Below are 22653 nucleotides of genomic sequence, written 5' to 3'. Positions count from 1 at the left end.
GTGCGTCGCCAAGCTCTTGATGTCGCGAGGGAAAAACTGGCGATCCCAGCAGGACTCGAACCTGCAACCCGCGGAGTAGAAATCCGCTACTCTATCCAGTTGAGCTATGGGACCGTCCTTAAGCCGCCCGGTCCGGGAGGCTGGCCGTCAATCTACCATGCCAATATGAAAAATCTGGTCTTTCGCCAAGTCTGAACCGAACCGTTTTCGCACCCAAAGCGACAAAGCGGAACGGTGGGGTGTCAGGGTGCCGGGTTGAGCGGCAGCGGACTGGACGATGGTTCACATCGCCGGGAACGCTGGTCAGCTTCCGGGACATTGCCGCCGGTCGACTGGTCAGATGTGGCTGCGCCATCAGGACGGCGTGCGCGGCGGCATTTCGATCGGTCTCCTCCGGGCTTGCCTTGTCATGGCGAATGCGACGATTTGCACCTTTGGTTCCATCGCCATGAGTCCGTCACCTTTCCGCGCATTTCATGCGACAAGCGGCGTTCGTCCGCGATTTCCGGGAGTCCATCCATGATCGGTCTTGTTCGCGCCGTCACAATCTGCGCTACGCTGGCGTTCGGCCTTTCGGCCGCGCAAGCGGCAGACAAGGCCTTCAAGCGCGACGATCTCGCCGATTCCGCGATCAAGCTGGAGGCGCAGATCAAGAGCGAGGCGGGGCCGGTCGCCAAGACCAGCGCGACGCTGCGCACCGACGCCGACGCCGCCTTCCGCCGCAACGACTACCGCACCGGGCTGTCGGTGCTCGGCCAGATCGCGGCGACCACGCCGGAGGACACCGGCAACTGGCTCCGGCTCGCCAAGGTGATCTTCCAGATCTCCCCGAAGAGCTCGACCGAGCAGACGTTCCTGCTGGAGCGCGCCTCGACCGCCGCCTACATCGCCTATCAGCGGGCCGGCAACCCGGGCGAGGAGGCCGACGCCCTCGCCGTGCTCGGCAAATCGCTGGCCGAGCGAAAGCTGTGGCGGCCGGCGCTGGATGCGCTGCGGCTATCGCTGGATATGCGCGAGGTCGCCGACGTTCGCGGCCAGTATGAAAAGATGCGCGACGAGCACGGCTTCCGGCTGCTCGACTATACCGTGGACTCGGATTCGGCGAGCCCGCGCGCCTGCTTCCAGTTCTCGGAGGAACTGGCCAAGCGCACCGATTTCGCGCCTTTCCTGGCTTTGGCGGGGCAGGACAAGCCGGCGCTGTCGGCCGAGGGCAAGCAGCTCTGCGTCGACGGGCTGAAGCATGGTGAGCGCTACAACATCAATCTGCGCGCCGGCCTGCCGTCCACGGTGAAGGAAGGGCTGCCGAAATCGGCCGAGTTCAACGTCTATGTGCGCGACCGCAAGCCGTTCGTGCGTTTCACCAGCCGCGCCTATGTGCTGCCCAGGACCGGCCAGCGCGGCATTCCCGTGGTCAGCGTCAACACGCCCGCGGTCAACATCAACGTTTACAGGATCGGCGACCGCAATCTGATCAACACGGTGGTGGACAGCGATTTCCAGAAGACGCTGTCGAAATACCAGCTCAGTGACCTCGGCGGCGAGCGCGGCGTGAAGGTCTGGACCGGCGAGCTCGCCACCGCGATGACGCTGAACCAGGACGTCACCACGGCATTCCCGGTCGACCAGGCGCTCGGCGAGCTTCAGCCGGGCGTCTACGTGATGACCGCCGCGGCCAAGGGGCCGGGCTCCGACGACGACTACCAGCTCGCCACGCAATGGTTCATCGTCTCCGATCTCGGCGTCTCCGCCTATTCCGGCAATGACGGCATCCATGTCTTCGTGAACTCGCTGGCCTCGACCGATCCGGTCGGCAAGGCCGAGGTGCGGCTGGTTGCTCGCAACAACGAGATCCTGGCGACCCGCAAGACCGGCGAGTCCGGCCATGTGCTGTTCGAGGCCGGTCTTGCGCGCGGCGAGGGTGGCCTGTCGCCGGCGATGCTGACGGTCACGGGCGAGAAGGCCGACTATGCCTTCCTGAGCCTGAAGACCTCGGCCTTCGACCTGTCCGACCGTGGCGTCGCGGGCCGGGCCGTGCCCGCCGGCGCCGACGCGTTCGTCTATGCGGAGCGCGGCGTCTACCGCTCCAGCGAGACCGTCTATCTCACCGCGCTGCTGCGTGACGGGCAGGGCAATGCCGTCAACGGCGGGCCGATGACGCTGGTGGTCGAGCGCCCTGATGGCGTCGAATACCGACGCGCCGTGCTCGCCGACCAGGGCGCCGGCGGCCGCACGTTGTCCGTGCCGCTCAACTCGGCGGTGCCGACCGGCACGTGGCGGGTGCGCGCCTTCACCGACCCGAAGGGCTCGTCGGTCGGCGAGACCACCTTTATGGTCGAGGACTACGTTCCTGATCGGATCGAATTCGACTTGTCCGCCAAGGACAAGCTCATCAAAGCTAACGTTCCTGTGGAGCTTAAGGCCGACGGCCATTTCCTCTACGGCGCGCCGGCCTCGGGCCTGCAGCTCGAGGGCGACATGCTGATCGCGCCCGCGACCGGGCGCCCGGGCTTTGCCGGATATCAGTTCGGCGTCGCCGACGAGGAGACCACCTCGAACGAGCGCACGCCGCTGGAGAACCTGCCTGAGGCCGACGCCAATGGCGTCGCCACCTTCCCGGTGACGCTCGACAAGCAGCCGGCCTCGACGCGTCCGCAGGAGGCGCAGATCTTCGTCCGCATGGTCGAGACGGGGGGACGTGCCGTCGAGCGCAAGCTCGTGCTGCCGGTTGCGCCTGCGACCGCCCTGATCGGCGTCAAGCCGCTGTTCGCCGACAAGAACGTCGCCGAGGGCGACAAGGCCGAGTTCGATGTCGTGTTCGTCTCGCCCGAGGGCCAGACGCTGCGCCGCGACGGCCTGCGCTACGAGCTGCTGAAAATGGAATCGCGCTACCAGTGGTATCGCCAGAACAATTACTGGGAATACGAGCCGGTCAAGTCGACCTCGCGCGTCGCCGACGGCGACGTCACCATCGCTGCCGACAAGCCGACCCGCATCTCGCTCAGCCCGCAGCCCGGCCGCTACCGGCTGGATGTGAAGTCGAACGATGCTGACGGCCCGGTTACCTCGGTGCAGTTCGACGTCGGCTGGTATTCCGACGGCAGCGCCGACACGCCGGACCTGCTGGAGACCTCGATCGACAAGCCGCAATACGCCTCCGGCGACACCATGACGGTATCCGTCAATGTCCGCTCTGCCGGCAAGCTCACCATCAACGTGCTCGGCGACCGCCTGCTGACGACGCAGACCATCGACGTCAAGGAAGGCACCGCGCAGGTGAAGCTGCCGGTCGGCAAGGATTGGGGCACCGGCGCCTACGTGGTGGCGACCTTGCGCCGTCCGCTCGACGCAGCCGCCCAGCGCATGCCGGGCCGGGCGATCGGCCTGAAATGGTTCGGCATCGACAAGCAGACCCGCACGCTGCAGGTGAAGCTGACGCCGCCGGCGCTGATCCGGCCCAACGGGATGCTGAAGATCCCGGTCAAGCTCGAGGGGCTCAATCCGGGCGAGGACGCCAAGGTGGTCATATCAGCGGTCGATGTCGGCATCCTCAACCTCACCAATTACAAGCCGCCGGCGCCGGATGATTATTATCTCGGCCAGCGCCGCCTGAGCGCGGAGATCCGCGATCTCTATGGGCAACTGATCGACGGCATGTCGGGCACGCGCGGCCAGATCAAGTCAGGCGGCGACGCTGGAGCTGCCGAGCTGCAGGGCTCGCCGCCCGCGCAGAAGCCGCTGGCGCTCTATTCGGGTATCGTCACCGTCGGCGCCGACGGTAGCGCCGAGGTCAGCTTCGACATTCCGGAGTTCGCCGGCACCGCGCGCGTGATGGCGGTGGCGTGGACCGCGACCAAGCTTGGCCGCGCCAACACCGATGTCGTGATCCGCGACCCAGTGGTGCTGACCACGACGCTGCCGCGCTTCCTGCTCAATGGCGACCACGGCACGGTCAATCTCGAGATCGACAATGTCGAGGGCCGGGCCGGCGACTACGTCATCAACGTGAAGACGGGCGGCCCGGTGAAGATGACCGGCAATCCCGCCACCACGGTCAAGCTTGCCGCCAAGCAGCGCAACGCGTTCTCGCTCGCGATCGATGCGACCGCGGCAGGGCAGGCGACGCTCGACGTCGACATCAAGGGACCGAACGGCCTGACGCTGGCGCGGCACTATGCGCTCGACGTCAAGGCGGCAACGCAGGTGCTGGCGCGGCGCTCGATCCGGACGCTGGCGAAGGGCGAGAGCCTGACGCTGACCTCGGACATGTTCTCCGACCTCGTGCCGGGCACCGGCAGCGTCTCGGTCTCGGCGAGCCTGTCGACCGCGCTCGACGCGGCGACGATCCTGAAAGCGCTCGACCGCTACCCCTATGGCTGCTCGGAACAGATTACGAGCCGCGCCATGCCGCTGCTCTACGTCAACGACCTCGCGGCCGGGGCACATCTCGCCATGGACACCGAGGTCGACCAGCGCATCCGCGACGCCATCGAGCGGCTTTTGGCCCGTCAGGGCTCCAATGGCTCGTTCGGCCTCTGGTCCGCGGGCGGCGACGACGCCTGGCTTGACGCGTACGTGACGGACTTCCTGACCCGCGCCCGCGAAAAGGGCTTTGCGGTGCCGGACGTGCTGTTCAAGAATGCGCTCGATCGTGTCCGCAACTCCGTCGTCAACGGCAACGAGCCGGAGAAGGACGGCGGCCGCGATCTCGCCTACGGCCTCTATGTGCTCGCACGTAACGGCGCGGCGCCGATCGGCGATCTCCGCTATCTCGCGGACACCAAGCTGAACAACCTAGCAACCCCGATTGCGAAGTCGCAGCTTGCCGCCGCGCTGGCGCTGGTCGGCGACCGCAACCGTGCCGAACGCGTCTATGGCGCCGCGCTCGATAGCCTGGCGCCCAAGCCGGTGCTGGAGTTCGGCCGTACCGACTACGGCTCGCAGCTCCGCGATGCGGCGGCGCTCGTCTCGCTCGCCAGCGAAGGCAATGCGCCGAAGGCGACGCTGACGCAGGCGGTGTCGCGGGTGGAAGTCGCGCGCGGGCTCACGCCCTATACCTCCACGCAGGAGAATGCGTGGCTGGTGCTGGCGGCGCGGGCGCTCGCCAAGGAGAACCTCTCGATCGAGGTTGACGGCCAGCCGGTCAAGACCGCGCTCTATCGCAGCTACAAGGCTGCGACGCTGGAGGGCAAGCCGCTGAAGATCACCAACACCGGCGATGCGCCGGTGCAGGCGGTGGTCTCGGTGTCGGGCTCGCCGGTGACGCCGGAGCCGGCCGCGTCCAACGGCTTCAAGATCGAGCGCAATTACTTCACGCTCGACGGCAAGCCCGCCGACATCAGCAAGGTCAAGCAGAACGATCGCTTCGCCGTGGTGTTGAAGGTTACGGAAGCCAAGCCCGAGTATGGCCACATCATGGTGTCCGACTATCTGCCCGCGGGCCTGGAGATCGACAATCCAAAGCTGGTCTCGTCCGGTGACAGCGGTACCCTGGACTGGATCGAGGACGGCGAGGAGCCCGAGGATACCGAGTTCCGCGACGACCGCTTCACCGCGGCTGTCGACCGAACCTCGGATTCCAAGGCGGTCTTCACCGTCGCCTATATCGTGCGCGCGGTCTCGCCCGGCAAATACGTGCTGCCGCAGGCCTATGTCGAGGACATGTACAATCCCTCGCGCTACGGCCGGACCGGCACGGGCAATGTCGATGTGCGGGCGGCGAAGTGAGCAGTGAGATGACCGTGGCGCTGAACGATAGCGTGATTGGCCGGGTCAAGCCCGGCCATGACGGGCGAAGAGAGCGGATGGCTTTTCGCTTTCTTTCCGCCCTCGCGCTCGTGTTCATCCTCGCCATCATTGGTTTCGTCGGCTGGGTCTACTCGCTCGGCCCGCTGCCGCTCGACGAGGCGCGCCGCGTCTCGACCACGGTCGTCGACCGCAACGGCAAGCTGCTGCGCGCCTACGCCATGGCCGACGGGCGCTGGCGTTTGCCGGTGGACGCAAAAGCAAACGTCGATCCGACTTACCTGAAGCTGCTGTTCGCCTATGAGGACCAACGCTTCTATGCCCATGACGGTATCGACCCATTCGCGCTCGGCCGTGCCGCGCTGCAGCTCGGCACGCGCGGCCACATCGTGTCCGGCGGTTCGACCATCTCGATGCAGCTTGCGCGGCTGATGGAGCCGCGGCGGCAGCGCTCGCTCTACGCCAAACTGCACCAGATCGTGCGCGCGATCGAGCTGGAGCGGACGCTCAGCAAGGACGAGATCCTCAACCTCTACCTCGCGCTCGCACCTTACGGCGGCAATCTCGAAGGCATCCGCGCGGCTTCGATCGCCTATCTCGGCAAGGAGCCGAAGCGGCTGTCGCTGGCCGAGGCCGCCTTGCTGGTCGCGCTGCCGCAATCGCCGGAGACGCGCCGGCTCGATCGCTTTCCGGAAGCCGCACAAAAGGCGCGCGATCGCGTGCTCGACCGCATGGTCGAGGAGCATGTGGTCAGCCTCGACGATGCGAAACAGGCCAAGGCCGTTCCCGTGCCGAAGCTGCGCAAGCCGATGCCGATCCTGGCGCCGCACGCCTCCGACACCGCGCTGTCGACCGTCAAGGACACGCCAATCATCAAGCTGACGCTGGATGCCAATCTGCAGAAGGTGCTGGAGCCCTTGGCGCGCGACCGCGCCATTGCGCTCGGGCCTAACATTTCGGTCGGCATCATCGTGGTCGACAATGAGAGCGGCGACGTGCTCGCGCGCGTCGGCTCGGCGGATTATTTCGACGAGAGCCGGGCAGGGCAGGTCGACATGACCCGCGCCATCCGTTCGCCGGGCTCGACGCTCAAGCCGTTCATCTACGGGCTCGCCTTCGAGGACGGCTTCGTTCATCCCGACAGCCTGATCGACGACCGCCCGGTGCGCTTCGGCTCCTATGCGCCGGAAAATTTCGACATGACCTTCCAGGGCACGGTGCCGGTGAAGAAGGCGCTGCAATTGTCGCTGAACGTGCCGGCGATCGTGCTGCTCGACCGCGTCGGCTCGAGCCGGCTGGCGTCTCGGCTGCGGCAGGCCGGCGGCAATCTCATTCTGCCCAAAGACGAGGCACCGGGGCTCGCGATGGGCCTCGGCGGCGTCGGCGTGACGCTGCAGGACCTCGCCCAGCTCTACACGGGCTTCGCACGGCTCGGCACCACTAGGCCGCTGCGCGAAATCATGGCGGCCAAGGATGATGCCAAGGATGATCGCGAGCCGCTGCGGCTGCTGGATCAGGTCGCTGCCTGGCAGGTCGGCAATGTGCTGCTCGGCACGCCGCCGCCGGAGAATGCCGCGCACAACCGCATCGCCTTCAAGACCGGCACCTCCTACGGCTATCGCGACGCCTGGTCGGTCGGATTCGACGGCCGCATGACCATCGGCGTCTGGGTCGGCCGGCCCGACGGCGCGCCGGTTCCCGGGCTGATCGGCCGCATCGCCGCCGCGCCCATCCTGTTCGATGCCTTCGCCCGAACCGGCAAGACGCTGGCGCCGCTGCCGAAGCCGCCCAAGGGAACCCTGGTCGCCAGCAACGCCAAGCTGCCGTTGCCGCTGAAGCGGTTCCGCCCGGTCGGGGAACTGGTGCGGGCCGGGGGCGAGCAGGCGCTGCACATCCAGTTCCCGCTCAATGGCTCGAGGATCGACGTCGATCGCTCGGGCAGGGCAGAGAGCGCCGCCATGCCGGTGAAGGTCGCCGGCGGGGTTCTCCCCATGACCGTGATGGTTAACGGAACGGCACGCGGCGAGATCGACGGGCGCCGCCAGCGGTTGATTGATCCGCCCGGCCCGGGCTTTGCACGGCTCACCGTGATCGATGCCACGGGCGCCGCGGACACAGTCGTCATTCGAATTCAATGACCTTGGCTTAAGCGGTTGTGGCGATGGCGGTTTCAGCGTAAGCGGAACCAATGGCCGAGACCTACCCAACACCGCGTTTTGGAGCGCCCCGCGAGCCGAAATCGCCCGTAAATCCGGGCAGCCGGCTCGTGACCATGCTCGACTTCGCCACGGCCAGCCACGCCCGCGCGGTCGCCTTCCTGTTGCTGTGCGCGCTGCTGCTGTTCCTGCCGGGCTTCTTCACCATCCCGCCCGTCGACCGCGACGAGGCGCGGTTCGCCCAGGCAACCAAGCAGATGGTCGAGAGTGGGGACTTTGTCGACATCCGCTTCCAGGAAGACGTCCGTTACAAGAAGCCGGTCGGCATCTACTGGTTGCAATCCGCCGCGGTTGAAGCTGCGACTGCGCTGCGGCTGCCGAAGGCCGAGTTGCGCATATGGGTCTACCGGCTGCCGTCGCTGATCGGGGCCATCGGCGCCGTGCTGATGACCTATTGGGCCGCGCTCGGATTCGTCACGCGGCGCGCCGCGGTGCTGGCGGCGTTGCTGATGTGTGCCTCGGTGCTGCTCGGCGTCGAGGCGCGGCTCGCCAAGACCGACGCGATGCTGCTGTTCTGCGTGACGGCCGCGATGGGCGCGATGGCGCAGGCCTATCTGTCCTGGCAGCGCGCCGAGGACGAGACGCATCCACCCTGGACCTGGCCCGCGATCTTCTGGACCGCGCTCGCCGTGGGCATCCTGATCAAGGGCCCGCTGATCCTGATGTTCGCAGGCCTGACCATCGTCGCGCTCGCGATCCAGGACCGCGATTCCTCCTGGCTGTGGAAGCTGCGTCCGCTCTGGGGCCTGATGTGGATGCTGGTGCTGGTGCTGCCCTGGTTCGTCGCCATCTTCTGGCGCGCCGGCGATGCCTTCTTCGCCGATTCCGTCGGCGGCGACATGTTGAGCAAGATCGGCGCGCAGGAATCCCATGGCGCGCCGCCCGGGCTGTATCTGGCGCTGTTCTGGATCACGTTCTGGCCGGGCGCGCCGCTTGCTGCGATGGCGGCGCCTGCGGTGTGGCGGGCGCGGCGCGAGCCCGGCGCACAGTTCCTGCTGGCCTGGCTGATTCCGTCCTGGATCGTGTTCGAGGCGGTGCTGACCAAGCTGCCGCATTACGTGCTGCCGCTCTATCCGGCGATCGCGATCCTGACCGTGGGCGCGCTGGAGCGGAACGTGCTGTCGCGCTCGTGGCTCGCGCGCGGCTCGGCCTGGTGGTTCGCGATTCCCGCGGCGGCCTCGATCATCGCCGTGGTCGGCGCGGTGATGCTGACGCGGCAGCCGGCCTTCGTGGCCTGGCCGTTCATCGCGGCCGCGCTGATCTTCGGCCTGTTCGCCTGGTGGCTGTTCGACACCAACCGCGCCGAGCGCTCGTTGCTGAACGCGCTGGTCGCAGCCCTGATGCTGGCCATCGCGGTCTACGGCATCGTGCTGCCGTCGCTGACGCCACTGTTTCCGAGCATCGAGGTCGCACGCGCGCTGCGCAACGTCACCTGTGTCGGGCCGAAGGCGGCGGCCGCCGGCTATCACGAGCCGAGCCTGGTGTTCCTGACCGGCACGCAGACGCTGCTCACCGACGGCTCGGGTGCGGCGGATTTCCTGCGGCAGGGCAGCTGCCGCTTCGCGCTGATCGAGCAGCGCTCGGAGCGCAGCTTCGTGCAGCGTGCCGAGGCGATCGGGCTGCGCTACAAGGTCGGCGCGCGCATCGACGGCTACAATTTCTCGCAAGGGCGCGCGATCTCGATCTCGATCTTCCGTTCGGAAGGCACCGAGTAAGATGCCGGCGTCCACCAGCATCGCGCCGAGGCCTAGCTATCCCGCGCAACTACTCACCGTGTCGGGGCACGCGCTGGCACAGCTCGTGCGGACGCCGTCGCATTCGCGCCGCGCCGAGGCCGCGCGAAAGCTGGCGCGGCATTCGCTGTGGCTGAGCGCTGCGGGCGCAGCCCTGATCATCGTGCTGATGCTCGCGTTCGACCGGACCGAGATCCTTTTGATGCCGACGCGCGGTACGCCCGCGCTGTGGCCGATCCGCATCCTCACCGATTTCGGCAAGGACGAGTATGTGCTCTCGGCGCTGGGGATAGCGCTGGTCGTCGTGGCGCTCGTTGCGGCGGGACTTCACGGCACCCGCCGTGCATTGCTGCTGGGCCTCGGCACGCGGCTGCAATTCATGTTTCTGTCTGTTGCGTTGTCCGTCTTCGTCGGCGAGATCCTGAAATACCTCATCGGCCGGGGCCGGCCCTTCGTCGGCGGCAAGGCCGATCCGTTCAACTTCATCCCGTTCGAGGGGACCGGAGCCTATGCGAGCCTGCCGTCAGGCCATGCCATCACGGCGTTCGCGTTGGCATTCGCGGTCTCGGCGCTGTGGCCGCGGCTGCGCGTTTTCATGTTCACCTATGCGATTGTGATACTGCTGACGCGCCTGGTGCTGCTCGCGCATCATCCGAGCGATGTCGCGGCCGGCGCCCTGATCGGCATAGTCGGCGCCATGGCGGTCCGCTACTGGTTCGCCGCGCGGAGGCTGGCTTTCGCCATCCGTGCCGACGGCAGCATTGTGCCGCTTCCGGGACCGGACGGGGGGCGTCTCAAAAGGGTTGCCCGCGGGGCGTCGGCCCCATAAAAGCGGCTGCCTGCCGGGGCCGCCGGTTCCCTAAAGGGGGCAGGCCCATTCCAACCACGAGCCTCGATTTGTCGTCGTCCCAGCCTTCGGTTTCCATCGTCGTTCCCGTGCGCAACGAAGCCGGCAACATTGCGCCTTTGATCGAGGAGATCACGGCCGCGCTCGATGGCCGCTGGGTCTATGAGATCATCTATGTCAACGACGGCTCGACCGATGCGACCGGCGAGCGGCTCGCCGCCATCATGGCGCAGCGGGACAATCTGCGGCAGCTGCGGCATGCAAAGTCCGGCGGCCAGTCGGCGGCGGTCCGCAGCGGCGTGCGCGCGGCCCGCGGCTCGATCGTGGCGACGCTCGATGGCGACGGCCAGAACAATCCCGCCTTCCTGCCCGACCTGATCGCGGCGGTCGAGAAGAGTGCGCGCGTCGGGCTTGCCGCCGGCCAGCGGGTCGGCCGCAAGGACACCGGCTTCAAGAAATTCCAGTCGCGCGTCGCGAACAAGGTTCGCAACGCGATCCTGAAGGACGGAACGCGCGACACCGGTTGCGGATTGAAGGCATTCCGACGCGAAGTGTTCCTGATGATGCCTTATTTCGACGGTCTGCATCGCTTCCTGCCGGCGCTGGTGCGCCGGGAAGGCTATGAGATCGCCTATGTCGACGTGATCGACCGGCCGCGCCACTCCGGCGTATCGAACTATGGCTTCTTCGACCGGCTTTGGATCGGGATCATGGATCTCGGCGGCGTGTGGTGGCTGATCCGCCGCAAGAAGCCCACGCCAGATGTGACTGAGGTGCAGGCATGATCATTCATTACGGTCAGGCGCTGAGCGACTATCTCTACGACGTCTTCGTCGCCAAGTTCGATTTCTGGCTGGCGTTCGGCCTCGTCGCGCAACTGTTCTTCACGGCGCGATTCCTGGTGCAGTGGATTGCGAGCGAGCGCGCCGGCAACAGCGTGGTGCCGATGGCGTTCTGGTTCTGCTCGATGGGTGGCGGGCTGATGACGCTGGTTTATGGCGTCGTGAAGCGCGAGCCGGTGATCATTCTCGGACAGGCGCTCGCGACCATCATCTATGTCCGCAACATCATGCTGATCGTCAAGAACCGCGGCCGCGCGTCGAAGACGCTGGATCGCTGATCCAGGATCGGCCGCAACTCCTCCCAGAATCGTGAAAAAGGAACCAGAGCGCGCTCTTGTTATTTCAAGACCGGTTGGTTCATATATCGCTCATGCGCCAGCAATCTCAAGTGCAGTTGCCGCGTGGGCGGCCCCGAGGTTTCGACGTCGAGGCCGTGGTCGAGCGTGCGATGGATGTGTTCTGGTCGCGCGGCTATCACGCCACGGCGCTACCGGACCTTCTTCGTGCGACGAAGCTCTCGCGTGGCAGCCTTTACGCCGCTTTTGGTGACAAGCACTCGCTGTTCTTGCGTGCGCTCGATCGCTACATCGCCATTGCCTTGACACGGATGGATTCCGAACTCGACCACCGCAGAGAGCCGGTCGAGGGCCTAAGGGCCTACCTTGCCGGCTACGTTGACCGCAACAGCGGTGCCAATGGTCGGCGCGGATGCTTGCTGGTAGCCACAGCCATGGAACTGGCTGGCCGTGATGTCGACGTTGATCGCCGCGTCGGGAGCTTTTTCGAAGCCATGGAGGCTCGGGTGGCGGATGCATTTTCCCGTGCGAAGGCAGCGGGCCAACTGGCCGATGGTGTCGAGCCTTCGAGTGCCGCCCGAATTCTCGTCTGTTTCGTCGAGGGCCTGCGGGTGGTCGGTAAGACGGCACCGACACGGATCATTTCGCAAGCCACCGTTGACGCTCTTCTCGACCGCTTCATCAGGTAGATAAACTATGGACCTTTCCGCTGTTCGCACGCCTATATCTAGACCGAATGGTCTTGAAAAGAATGGTGCCATGTCCGCCATTCAGATTGTCTGCGCGGTGGTCGTTCCATTGCTCTGGGGCTATCAATTCGTGGTCATCAAAGTGGGCGTCGGGGAGTTTCCGCCGCTCTTCTTCCTCGCACTGCGCTTCCTGGCTATCGCGCTGCTGCTTGTTCCGTTGGTCAAGAGGCCGACACGCCAACAGTTCGGTCCTGTCACCGCTATTTCCGTTTTCCTTGGGGGACTGAACTTCGGGCTGTTCTATGTTGGCCTTGGACTCGGCTCGGGAAGCATGTCGGCCATCGCATATCAACTCGCCCCGCCCTTCACCGTGCTGTTGGCCTGGCCGCTGCTCGCGGAGAGGCCGTCTCTCGTCACCACAGGCGGCGTGGTGCTTGCGTTCGTCGGCGTCGTCGTGCTGGCTGCGGGGCCTGGGCTATCGGGAGACGCGTTGCCGCTGCTGCTCGTGGTCGGAGCGGCTTTCGCGTTTGCGGTCTCCAACGTCCTGACCAAGCGCTACGGTCCTTTCGATCCCCTGATGCTGATGGGCTGGTCGTCGCTGCTGACGGTGCCGCAAGTCTTGGTGATGTCGTTGCTGCTTGAATACGGCCAGATGACGAGCCTCGTCACCGCAGATGGACGTGGCTGGCTGGCGCTGGCCTACACGATCTTCATCGGCGGCATTGTCGGGTTCAGCCTGTGGTTCTGGCTGATTGCCCGCTGCTCGATGGGCCGCGTCGCCCCTTTCGGGCTGCTGCTCCCGGTGTTTGCGCTGATGTCGAGTGTGTTGTTCCTGGGTGAGCGCATGACGCCAAAACTGATCGTCGGCGGGCTGCTTGCGATCTCCGGTGTCGCCCTCACGCAGGTCAAGCCGCGCACGCGGCCGGCTTGATCGCCTAGCGCGGCAGCGCCGTGGCACCGGAGGCGGGCAGGGCGGCGGCTTCCGCCTCGGTCCTGCGATAGGGTTGGCCTGCCGCATCCAGCACGGGATAGGCGACCGAGCAGATATGCGAGTGGATGCGGCGCAGGTCGCGCAGCACGTCGAGATGCAGCGAGGTGGTCTCGATGGTCTCGGGCCGGCCCTCACGCAGGCGATCGAGATGGCGCTCGACCGCGGCAAGCTCGGTGTTGCGCAGCGCGGTCTTCTCCGCCAGCAGCTTGCGTGCCTCGTTGGCATCGCCGGACATGAAGACACCGAAGGCGATGCGCAGCGAATCCATCGTACGCTTGTGGAAGGCGGCGAGCTCCTCGGCGCCCTCGGCCGAGAACTGGAAGCGACGCTTGATCTTCTTGGTGGCGAGCTCGCTCAGATTCTTGTCGATGATGTCCCCGATATGCTCGAGGTTGATGGCGAAGGAGATGATCTCCATCGCGCGCCGGCCCTCGCTCTCGTCGAGGCTGCCGCGGGTCAGCTTGGTCACGTAGAGCTTGATCGCTTCGTCGAGACCGTCGACGGCGTTGTCCATCTCCGAGACCTGATCGACCAGTGCACGGTCGCCCGTCATCATCGCCGCCATCACCTTGCGCAGCATGGTTTCGACGAAATCGCCCATGCGCAGTGTCTCGCGGGCCGCGTCGGCGAGCGCCAGTGACGGCGTCTCCAGCGCGGTCTCGTCGAGATAGCGCGGCTGGGCCGGGTCGGCGTCCCGGATGCGATCGGGCAGCAGGCGCGTCAACACCCGCGACATGGTGTCGAGCAGACCGATGAAGACGACGGCTGTGCCGGCGTTGAAGGCGATGTGAAAGGCTGCCGTCATTTTCGCAAGATCGGGCTGCCAGGCGTGCATGTGCGCGGCGATGACGTTCAGGAACGGCAGGACGAGAGCAATCCCGATCACGCGGTTGACGAGATTGCCGACCGGCAGGCGATAGCTCGCGGGATCGTCGCGCTTGGCCCCTTCGAACACGGGATTGATGGCGCTGCCGAGATTGGCGCCCAGCACCAGAGCCATCGCAGCATAGGGCGTGATGAACTGCGAATAGGCCAGCGACATGATCAACAGCACGCTGGCGACGCTGGAATGCACCGCCCAGGTGACGAGCGCGGCGATGACGATGCAGAGGACCGGATCGCCGGTGATCGCCGACATCATGACCCGCATGCCGGGCGCGTTCTCGGCCGGCGCCAGCGTGTCGAGCAGGATGTGCAGCGACAGCAGCATCAGGCCGAGGCCGATGAAGACGCGGCCGATGTCCTTGATGCGCGAGCGCGGGCCCGAACGGAAGGCGACGAGCCCGAGCACGAACAGCACGGGCGCCACGGCGGCGATGTTGAACGACAGCACCTGCACGATCAGCGTCGTGCCGACATTGGCGCCGAGCATGATGGCGAGCGCCGCGGCGAGGCTGACGAGGCCTTCGGCAGCGAACGAGCTGGTGATCAGCGCGGTCGCGGTGCTGCTCTGGAGCAGCGCGGTGAGCCCGAGGCCGGCGGCGAACGCGTTGAAGCGATTGCCGAGCGCCTTGCCGAGCAGCCGCCGCAGGTCAGGACCAAAGGCGCGCAGAATCCCGCTGTGGACCATGTGCAGGCCCCACAGCAGCAGCGCAACGCCGCCCATCAGATCGAGCAGAACCAACGTTCCCATGCTCCGTGTCCGGATTTGGAGTCAATTGGTGAGGCTAGCGCCAAATGCTTGAGGTTCAAACCATTTGTTGGCGCATCGCCGTTAACGTTTGCGTCGGTTGCTCGTTCCCGCGGCGCGTCTTGGCGCGTCCGCAGGCGCGTTGCCTTGTGAGCAGGCTCACATTGCCGCTTTGAGGGCAGCGAAGCCGCGATCGAGATCGGCCTTGAGATCGTCGGTGCGCTCGAGCCCGATGTGCAGACGCAGAGTCGGGCCGCCCGGCGCCCACCTGGTCGCGGTGCGATAGTCGTTGCAGTCGAAGGGAATCGCGAGGCTCTCGAAGCCGCCCCAGGAAAAGCCCATGCCGAATAGCTTGAGCGTGTTGAGCATGGTGTCGACGGCCTTCTGCGGGGCCGGCTTCAGCACGATGCTGAACAGGCCCGAGGCGCCGGTGAAGTCGCGTTTCCAGATCGCGTGGCCCGGATCGGTCTCCAGCCCCGGATGCAGCACGCGCGCGACCTCGGCTCTCGCCGCAAGCCAACGCGCCATATCGAGGCCGGAACGGTGATGCTGCGCGAGGCGCACCGACAGCGTGCGCAGGCCGCGCAGTGCGAGGAAGACGTCATCAGGACCGGCGCAGACGCCGAGCAGGCGGATGCCTTCCGAGATCTGCGGCCAGGTCTTGGCGTTGGCCGAGATGGTGCCGAACATGATGTCGGAATGACCGCCGATATATTTGGTGGCGGCCTGCATGCTGATGTCGACGCCCTGATCGAGCGAGCGGTGATAGAGAGGCGTCGCCCAGGTGTTATCGTCTATGACGAGCGCGTCACGCGCATGCGCGACGTGGGCGATGGCGCGGATATCAGGCATCTCGAACGATTGCGAACCGGGCGCCTCGACCAGCACGGCGCGGGTGTTCGGCTTGAACAGCTTGTCGATGCCGGCGCCGATCATCGGATCGAAATAGGTTGTCTCGATGCCAAGGCGGGCGAGCATGCCGTTGCAGAAATTGCGCGAGGGCCGGTAGACGTTGTCGCAGACCAGGATGTGGTCGCCGGTCTTCAGCACCGAGAGCAGGGTGGTCGAGATCGCCGACAGTCCCGAGGGCACGATGCCGACGCCGGCGCATTGCGGCCCCTCCAGTGCCATCAGCGTCTCCTGGAACGCCTTGGTGGTGGGGGAGCCGTGGCGGCCATAGGTGAACTCGCCGCGATGGGCGTGGAGGTCCTCGGCGGTCGGATAGAGCACGGTCGAGCCGTGGAATACCGGTGGATTGACGAACCCCTTCTGCGCCTTGGTGTCGCGGCCGGAGGTGACCAGCCGGGTATCGGCATGCTGCTGTGCGGGGGGCGAGGAATCCATGCGTCTGCTTTCAAAAGCGCGTTTCCGCCGGGCGCGGATCGCACGGCTGGGACGGCCTGGAGGCCGCTGACGTTAATAACAGAACACAGAAGAGTCCCGTCAACCCCTTGACCCGGCTCGCCAGTCGTTCTGAGATGCGCAGGTGCTATTCAGTCGCCGCATGTTGAGGGGCAGCCGCGACCTTCGATCCATCGTCTGACCGGACCTTGCGTCACAGCCATAACGGCGGGCGCCTGCGGCGGGGATTAGGGTATGGCCTCTCGAGATGGGCGAGTGTTCGGCAAGGTTTCCAGCATGACTCTTGCAAGGCAGGTCCGCACAGGATTTGCCCCGGCAGAGGCGATCCTGAGACAACATTCCTGACCTTGAGACGACCTTGAAAGGCCTCCAGCCCATGAAACGCGTAACCCTGGCTCTCACTCTTGCACTCGCCGCCGGCCTGACTGCCCAAGCCGCCGATGCGCAAACGCTCAAGACCATCAAGGATCGGGGCACGCTGTCCTGCGGCGTCAGCCAGGGCTTGCCGGGCTTCTCCTCGCCCGACGACAAGGGCAACTGGACTGGTCTCGACGTCGATGTCTGCCGCGCGATTGCGGCTGCGATCTTCAACGACCCGACCAAGGTCAAGTATGTGCCGACCTCGGCCAAGGACCGCTTCACGGCGCTGCAATCCGGCGAGATCGACGTCCTCTCGCGCAACACCACCTGGACCATCTCGCGCGACACCTCGCTCGGCGCCAATTTCACCGGCGTGACCTATTATGACGGGCAGGGCTTCATGGTGAAGAAGTCGCTCAAGGTGAATTCGGCGCTCGAGCTCAACAGCGCTTCGGTCTGCGTGCAGACCGGCACCACCACCGAGCAGAACCTCGCCGACTACTTCAAGGCCAACAACATGAAGTACGAGGTCATCGCGTTCGGCACCAACGATGAAACCGTCAAGGCCTATGAGGCTGGCCGCTGCGACGTTTTCACCACCGACCAATCGGGGCTCTACGCCAACCGCCTCAAGCTCGCCAATCCCAACGACCATATGGTTCTGCCCGAGATCATCTCGAAGGAGCCGCTCGGCCCGATGGTGCGCCATGGCGACGACCAGTGGTTCGACATCGTGAAGTGGACGCTGTTTGCGATGGTGACCGCCGAGGAGCTCGGCATCACCTCGAAGAACGTCGACGAGAAGGCGAAGATGGAAGGTCCGGAGCTGAAGCGCGTGCTCGGCACCGACGGTAATTTCGGCGAACAGCTCGGTCTCACCAAGGACTGGGTCGTCCGGATCGTGAAGGCGGTCGGCAATTACGGCGAAGTGTTCGACCGCAACGTCGGCGCCGGCTCGCCGCTCGCCATCAACCGCGGTCTCAACAATCTCTGGAACAAGGGCGGTCTCCAGTACGCGCCGCCGATCCGCTGATCACGCCTGATTCGCGGCTCGCGGCGATGAGCACCGAAGCTCGCAAACCGCCGGCCCAGATCGCGCTGAAGATCAGGCGCGTTCTGGGCGGCAAGGCAGGCTGGAACGGCATCGCCGTCCAGTTTGCCTTCGCGGCGATCCTGGGCTGGATCGGTTACGAGATCGTCTCCAACGCCCGCGCCAACCTCGAAAACCAGCACATCGCCGCCGGCTTCGGCTTCTTGCGGAACAATGCCGGCTTCGACGTCAACCAGACGCTGATTCCCTACACAGGCTCGGACACGTTCCTGCGCGTGTTCGTGGTCGGGCTGCTCAACACGCTCGTGGTCTCGGTGGTCGGTATTTTCTTCGCCACCGTGCTCGGCTTCATCGTCGCACTGTGCCGGCTGTCGCCGAACTGGCTGCTGTCGCGCGTCGGCGAGATCTATGTCGAGATCATCCGCAACCTGCCGCTGCTGTTCCAGATCCTGTTCTGGTATCTCGCCGTGCTCGCGGCGCTGCCCAATCCGCGGCAGAGCATCTCGCTGTTCGGCGTCGCCTTCATCAGCAATCGTGGCCTCGTCATTCCACAGCCGATCGGGCAGGCCGGTCTGGAGCCGTTCCTGGCGGTGCTGGCGCTCGGCATCGTCGCCTCTGTGGCGCTGCGCATCTATGCGCGGCGTGCGCTGTTCCAGCGCGGGCAGATGATCCGGATCTGGCCCTATGTGCTCGGCCTGCTGTTCGGCCTGCCACTCGCCGCCGTGCTGGTGTTCGGTCTGCCTTTCACCGTCGAGCTGCCGCAGCTGAAGGGGTTCAACTTTGCAGGCGGCGCGCGCATCATTCCGGAATTCGTGGCGCTGACACTGGCGCTGTCGACCTATACCGCCGCCTTCATCGCCGAAATCGTGCGCGCCGGCATCCTGTCGGTCCACAAGGGGCAGATGGAGGCGGGGTCCTCGCTCGGCCTCAGCCGCGGCACCACGCTGCGCCTGATCGTCGTGCCGCAGGCGATGCGCGTGATCGTGCCGCCGCTGACCAACCAATATCTCAATCTCACCAAGAACTCCTCGCTGGCGGTCGCGATCGGCTATCCTGACCTCGTGTCGGTCTGGGCCGGTACGTCGCTGAGCCAGACCGGGCAGGCGATCGAGATCATCGCCATGACGATGGGCGTCTATCTTTTGATCTCGCTGCTGACTAGCGCGATCATGAGTGTCTATGGTTGGCGCGTCAGCCGGAGCCTCGGCGCATGAGCGATATCACCTCGCCCGGCTATGTCCGTCGGGACCTGCTTGCCGAACGTCCGGCGCCGGTCAAGACGACGGGCTTCATCGGCCTGATGCGCACGCGCCTGCTCAACTCGCCGACCAACATTCTGATCACCGTCATCAGCGCCCTGTTGCTCTGGTTCACCATCGTTCCCTCGGTCAGATTCCTGTTCGTCGACGCGGTCTGGACCGGCACGGACCGTACGGCGTGCCTGACCGAGAACGGGGCCTGCTGGCCTTACATCCAGGCCAAGCTGCCGCAATTGATCTATGGCTTCTATCCCGAGGCCGAGCGCTGGCGGGTCAACCTCACGTTCCTTCTGGCAGCGGTCCTGCTGGTGCCAATGCTCGTCCCGCGCCTGCCGGCGAAGAGCCTCAACGCCAGCCTCTTCTTCTTCGCCTTTCCCGTGGTCGCGTTCTTCCTGCTGCTTGGCGGCGGCATCAAGGGATTTGGCCTGAGCTGGACCGCCGATCTGCTGCAATTGTTCGACGATAGCATCATCGGCGCCGGGCAGGCCCTGCTCAGCCTCAGCAAGACCTCGGCGATCGCCCCGCTGCTGTGGGTCCTCGGCAATCTCATCGTGCTGGTCGGCACCGCGATCTACTGGCTGATCTTTCCGCTGACCTGGCTGCGTGACCAGCTCGCGGCCACGGGTCAGTCGGTCTGGACCGACTTCGCCATCACGACCGGCGTCGTGTCCCTGCTCGCCTTCGTGGTCGGCGGCGGCATGCGCACGGGATGGCGTCCGCTGGCGTGGAGCATCGCCACGTTCGCCGCCATCGCCATCGTGATCAAGCTGATGGGGCTCGATCACGGCGGACTGCCGGTCGTGCAGACGCGGCTCTGGGGCGGGCTTTTGGTGACGCTGGTGGTCTCCGTCGCCGGCATCGTCACCTCGCTGCCGATCGGGATCGCGCTGGCACTCGGCCGCCGGTCCACGATTCCGCTGATCCGGATCTTCTCGATCGCCTTCATCGAGTTCTGGCGCGGCGTGCCGCTGATCACCGTGCTGTTCTTCGCCACCTACATGCTGCCGCTGTTCCTGCCGGGCAATTTCACGGTCGACGGCCTCGTCCGCGCGCTGATCGGCATCGCGCTGTTCACGGGCGCCTATCAGGCCGAGAACGTCCGCGGCGGGCTTGCCGCGATCCCGCGCGGCCAGGGCGAGGCCGCGGCGGCGCTGGGATTGTCGTGGTGGAAGACGACATCCCTGATCGTGCTGCCGCAGGCGCTGCGCCACGTCATCCCGAACCTCGTCAACAGCTTCATCTCGCTGTTCAAGGACACGTCGCTGGTGTCGATCGTCGCGCTGTTCGATCTGCTGGGTTCGCTGCGGGCTTCGTTCGCGGACCCGAAATGGTCGGCCCCATCGACCCTGTTCACCGGCTTCGCGTTTGCCGGTATCATCTATTTCCTGTTCTGCTTTGGAATGTCGCGCTACTCGCTGTTCGTCGAGCACCGCCTCAACGCCCACCGCCGCAACTGATCGAGCTCACCATGACCGACCCCATCGTCAAGATTTCCGGCCTCAACAAGTGGTACGGCGAATTTCATGTGCTGCGCGACATCGACCTCGAGGTCCACAAGGGCGAGCGCATCGTCATTTGCGGCCCCTCAGGCTCCGGCAAGTCGACGCTGATCCGCTGCATCAATGCGCTGGAGGAGTTCCAGGAGGGCGAGATCGTCGTCGACGGCATCGAGCTCGGGCCGAACCTCAAGCATATCGACGCCGTGCGCCGCGAGGTCGGCATGGTGTTCCAGAGCTTCAATCTGTTCCCGCATCTCACGGTGCTCGACAATTGCACGCTGGCGCCGATCTGGGTGCGCAACATTCCCAAGAGGGATGCGGAAGCGACCGCGATGAAATTCCTGGAGCGGGTCAAGATCCCGCACCAGGCCAACAAGTTTCCGGGCCAGATGTCCGGTGGCCAGCAGCAGCGCGTTGCCATTGCCCGCGCGCTGACGATGAACCCGAAGGTGATGCTGTTCGACGAGCCGACCTCGGCGCTCGACCCCGAGATGGTCAAGGAGGTGCTCGATACCATGGTGGACCTCGCCGGGGAGGGCATGACCATGCTGGTTGTCACCCACGAGATGGGCTTTGCCCGCGAGGTCGCCAACCGCGTCGTGTTCATGGACGCCGGCCAGATCATCGAGGCGAACACGCCGAACGAGTTCTTTGCCACGCCCCAGCACGCGCGGACGAAGCTGTTTTTGAGCCAGATCCTGCGCTGACCTCGTCGGGTGGGCAAAACGACTTGTCCGCCGTCGCGATGAAGTTTCCTGCATACGCGATGGACCAGGAGCACACCGGCACGATCGTCGGCGGCATCGCCAACCCTCGTGCTGACGCTAGGGCTGCTGTTCTGGCCGGGCCGCAAGCGCTACACCTAGCACACGCGGCCGCAACCGGTTCGTCCTAGACGAACGGCGGCTTGATGTTGCTGCGCTTCTCCAGCCATTCCGGCACGGGCAGGTTCTTGGCGCGCATGAAATCCGCGTTGAACAGCTTTGACTGGTAGCGGCTGCCGGAATCGCAGAGCACGGTGACGACGGTCTTGCCGGGTCCAAGCTGCTTGGCGAGCCGCATCGCGCCCACGATGTTGATGCCGGTCGAGCCGCCAAGGCACAGGCCTTCGTGCTGGAGCAGCTCGTAGATCACCGTGACCGCTTCGGCGTCGGGGATGAGATAGGCGTCATCGACCTTGGCGCTCTCGACGATCGCGGTCGCGCGGCCGAGCCCGATGCCTTCCGTGATCGAGCCGCCGGGCGTGGCCTTGGGGTCGCCGGTCCTGAAATATTCGTACATGCCGGCGCCATGCGGATCGGCGCAGGCAATCCGGATATCCTTGTTCTTCTCCTTCAGGTAGCGGCTGACGCCGGCGAGCGTGCCGCCGCTGCCGACCGAGCAGACGAAGCCGTCGACCTTGCCGCCGGTCTGCTGCCAGATCTCCGGGCCGGTCGAATCGTAATGCGCCTTGGCATTGTCGAGGTTGTTCCACTGGTCGGCGAACAGCACGCCGTTGGGCTCGGTCTTGCGCAGCTCGTCGGCGAGACGCTTGCCGACATGCTGGTAGTTGTTGGGATTGGCGTAGGGGAGGGCCGGGACCTCGATCAGCTCGGCGCCGCACAGCGTCAGAAAATCCTTCTTCTCCTGGCTCTGCGTCTCCGGAATCACGATCAGCGTGCGATAGCCGCGCGCGCTCGCGACGACCGCGAGGCCAATGCCGGTATTGCCGGCGGTTGCTTCCACCACGAGGCCGCCCGGCTTGAGCTCGCCGCGCTTCTCCGCCTCCAGGATCATCCATTTGCCGGCGCGGTCCTTCACCGACTGGCCGGGATTCATGAATTCCGCCTTGCCCAGGATGGTGCAGCCGGTCAATTCCGAGGCGCGCTTGAGCTTGATCAGCGGGGTGTTGCCGATCGCTTCGACAACGTCGTTTCGAATGGTCATATCGGGGGAAATCACTGGCAAGGGGTTGATCTGGTTGGCGAGAATCTAGTGCTTGCCAGGCCAAAGGGGAAGGCTTTTGCGCTGCGGCGAAAGTGGTGCAACGGGCCCGGCAGAGCAACCATATTCCGCGGGAGAGAGCAGCGCGCCAGGTGTGGCGTCTGCGGCCGCAATATCGGTGGAATGCTATGTCCTGCCACTGTCGGAGCATGG

The 22653-nt window shown here is 65.4% G+C and carries 15 protein-coding genes and 1 tRNA gene; 12 read left to right on the top strand and 4 right to left on the bottom strand.

Annotation, left to right across the window (positions count from 1 at the left end; translation table 11 throughout):
- Positions 1-37 precede the first annotated feature (37 nt).
- Positions 38-114: transfer RNA gene (locus RAD16_RS04775), tRNA-Arg, on the bottom strand.
- A 405-nt stretch (positions 115-519) separates the two neighbouring features.
- Here RAD16_RS04775 and RAD16_RS04770 point away from each other — a divergent pair.
- From RAD16_RS04770 to RAD16_RS04735, 8 genes are all read left to right on the top strand, one after another.
- Positions 520-5724 (top strand): alpha-2-macroglobulin family protein, encoded by a 5205-nt coding sequence (locus RAD16_RS04770; RefSeq protein ID WP_458156718.1) that lies wholly within the window; start codon positions 520-522, stop codon positions 5722-5724.
- A gap of 77 nt (positions 5725-5801) precedes the next feature.
- Complete coding sequence (gene pbpC, locus RAD16_RS04765; RefSeq protein WP_458156717.1) at positions 5802-7880, top strand: penicillin-binding protein 1C; 2079 nt, start codon at positions 5802-5804, stop codon at positions 7878-7880.
- Between the two features lie 50 nt (positions 7881-7930).
- Positions 7931-9673, top strand: coding sequence for an ArnT family glycosyltransferase (locus RAD16_RS04760; RefSeq protein WP_458156716.1), 1743 nt, complete (start codon positions 7931-7933; stop codon positions 9671-9673).
- Position 9674: 1 nt separating this feature from the next.
- Positions 9675-10520, top strand: a complete 846-nt coding sequence (locus RAD16_RS04755; protein WP_458156715.1) for a phosphatase PAP2 family protein — start codon at positions 9675-9677, stop codon at positions 10518-10520.
- A gap of 68 nt (positions 10521-10588) precedes the next feature.
- Complete coding sequence (locus tag RAD16_RS04750; protein ID WP_458156714.1) at positions 10589-11323, top strand: glycosyltransferase family 2 protein; 735 nt, start codon at positions 10589-10591, stop codon at positions 11321-11323.
- Positions 11320-11658, top strand: a complete 339-nt coding sequence (locus tag RAD16_RS04745) for a lipid-A-disaccharide synthase N-terminal domain-containing protein (protein ID WP_458156713.1) — start codon at positions 11320-11322, stop codon at positions 11656-11658. The genes RAD16_RS04750 and RAD16_RS04745 overlap by 4 nt, the downstream gene beginning before the upstream one ends.
- 56 nt (positions 11659-11714) lie before the next feature.
- A complete protein-coding gene (locus RAD16_RS04740) occupies positions 11715-12365 on the top strand; it encodes a TetR/AcrR family transcriptional regulator (RefSeq protein WP_458156712.1) in 651 nt (216 codons plus the stop codon).
- 70 nt (positions 12366-12435) lie between these two features.
- Entirely contained in the window at positions 12436-13296 is an 861-nt protein-coding gene (locus tag RAD16_RS04735) for a DMT family transporter (protein WP_458156711.1), read from the top strand.
- A 4-nt stretch (positions 13297-13300) separates the two neighbouring features.
- On the opposite strand, the gene RAD16_RS04730 is transcribed toward RAD16_RS04735, so the two are convergent.
- Together RAD16_RS04730 and metC are read right to left on the bottom strand one after the other, a co-directional pair.
- Entirely contained in the window at positions 13301-14989 is a 1689-nt protein-coding gene (locus RAD16_RS04730) for a Na/Pi cotransporter family protein (RefSeq protein ID WP_458156710.1), read from the bottom strand.
- A gap of 156 nt (positions 14990-15145) precedes the next feature.
- Positions 15146-16330, bottom strand: coding sequence for a cystathionine beta-lyase (gene metC, locus RAD16_RS04725; protein WP_458156709.1), 1185 nt, complete (start codon positions 16328-16330; stop codon positions 15146-15148).
- 394 nt (positions 16331-16724) lie between these two features.
- Here metC and RAD16_RS04720 point away from each other — a divergent pair, with 394 nt between their 5' ends.
- From RAD16_RS04720 to RAD16_RS04705, 4 genes are read left to right on the top strand one after another with little or no spacing between them, the layout of a single operon-like run.
- Complete coding sequence (locus RAD16_RS04720) at positions 16725-17741, top strand: amino acid ABC transporter substrate-binding protein (protein ID WP_458156708.1); 1017 nt, start codon at positions 16725-16727, stop codon at positions 17739-17741.
- A 26-nt stretch (positions 17742-17767) separates the two neighbouring features.
- Entirely contained in the window at positions 17768-18973 is a 1206-nt protein-coding gene (locus tag RAD16_RS04715) for an amino acid ABC transporter permease (RefSeq protein WP_458156707.1), read from the top strand.
- Positions 18970-20475, top strand: coding sequence for an amino acid ABC transporter permease (locus RAD16_RS04710; RefSeq protein ID WP_458156706.1), 1506 nt, complete (start codon positions 18970-18972; stop codon positions 20473-20475). Before RAD16_RS04715 ends, RAD16_RS04710 begins: the two co-directional genes overlap by 4 nt.
- Positions 20476-20486: 11 nt before the next feature.
- Positions 20487-21224, top strand: coding sequence for an amino acid ABC transporter ATP-binding protein (locus tag RAD16_RS04705; protein WP_458156705.1), 738 nt, complete (start codon positions 20487-20489; stop codon positions 21222-21224).
- A gap of 184 nt (positions 21225-21408) precedes the next feature.
- Here the strand turns inward: RAD16_RS04705 and RAD16_RS04700 are convergent, their stop codons facing one another.
- Positions 21409-22443: a cysteine synthase A gene (locus RAD16_RS04700; RefSeq protein WP_458156704.1), complete on the bottom strand. Its 1035-nt coding sequence runs from the start codon at positions 22441-22443 to the stop codon at positions 21409-21411.
- Positions 22444-22653: the final 210 nt, after the last annotated feature.

The organism is Bradyrhizobium sp. 18BD, assembly GCF_054185225.1.
The sequence above is the reverse complement of the archived record's forward strand: the minus strand, read 5'-3'. Positions and strand labels throughout refer to the sequence as shown.